Raw genomic sequence first — 960 nt, forward strand, 5'->3', positions numbered from 1 at the left:
ATGGGCGGTCGTTGGGACGCCACCAACATGATCGACGCGCCGGTGGCCGTGATCACCCCGATCGGCATCGACCACGTCGAATATCTCGGTGACAACCTCGCCGCGATCGCCGGGGAGAAGTCCGGCATCATCGCCCGGGCGCCCGAAGGGGCGCCGGACACCGTCGCGATCATCGCCCGTCAGGCCCCCGAGGCGATGGAGGTGCTGCTGGCCCAGACCGTGCGGGCCGACGCCGCCGTGGCCCGCGAGGACGCCGAGTTCGCGGTGCTGGGCCGCCAGGTCGCCGTCGGCGGGCAGATGCTGCAGCTGCAAGGGCTGGGCGGGGTGTATTCCGACGTCTACCTGCCCCTGCACGGCGAGCACCAGGCGCACAACGCCGCGGTGGCGCTCGCGGCCGTCGAGGCGTTCTTCGGCGCGGGCGCGCAGCGTCAGCTCGACGTCGACGCCGTCCGTGCCGGTTTCGCCGCCGTCGCCAGTCCGGGCCGGCTCGAACGCATGCGTAGCGCGCCAACGGTGTTCATCGACGCCGCGCACAATCCGGCCGGTGCCGCTGCGCTGGCGCAGACGCTCACCGGCGAATTCGACTTCCGCTTCCTGGTCGGCGTGCTCAGCGTGCTCGCCGACAAGGACGTGGACGGCATCCTCGCCGCGCTGGAGCCGGCGTTCGATTCCGTCGTCGTGACCCACAACGGGTCGCCGCGCGCTCTCGATGTCGAGTCGCTGGCGCTGGCGGCGCGCCAGGTGTTCGGGCCGGATCGGGTGGCGACCGCCGAGAACCTGCGCGACGCCGTCGACGTCGCGACCGCGCTGGTCGACGACGCCTCGTCGCGTGGGGAAGCGCGGGGAGAAAGCGAGGCGTTCTCCGGCACGGGGATCGTCGTCACCGGCTCGGTGATCACGGCCGGGGCCGCGCGGACCCTGTTCGGGCGTGATCCCGAATGACCGGGCAGGCCCCCCCAA

Annotated in this window: 1 protein-coding gene; it reads left to right on the forward strand. The window is 72.5% G+C overall.

All coding sequences use genetic code 11. From position 1 onward, the window contains the following. On the forward strand, nucleotides 1-942 hold a 942-nt coding region (locus tag FPZ47_RS27635; protein ID WP_246859920.1), incomplete at its 5' end, for a bifunctional folylpolyglutamate synthase/dihydrofolate synthase. Nucleotides 943-960 lie beyond the last annotated feature (18 nt).

Origin of the sequence: Mycobacterium helveticum, from assembly GCF_007714205.1 — a bacterium.
Classification (GTDB): domain Bacteria; phylum Actinomycetota; class Actinomycetes; order Mycobacteriales; family Mycobacteriaceae; genus Mycobacterium; species Mycobacterium helveticum.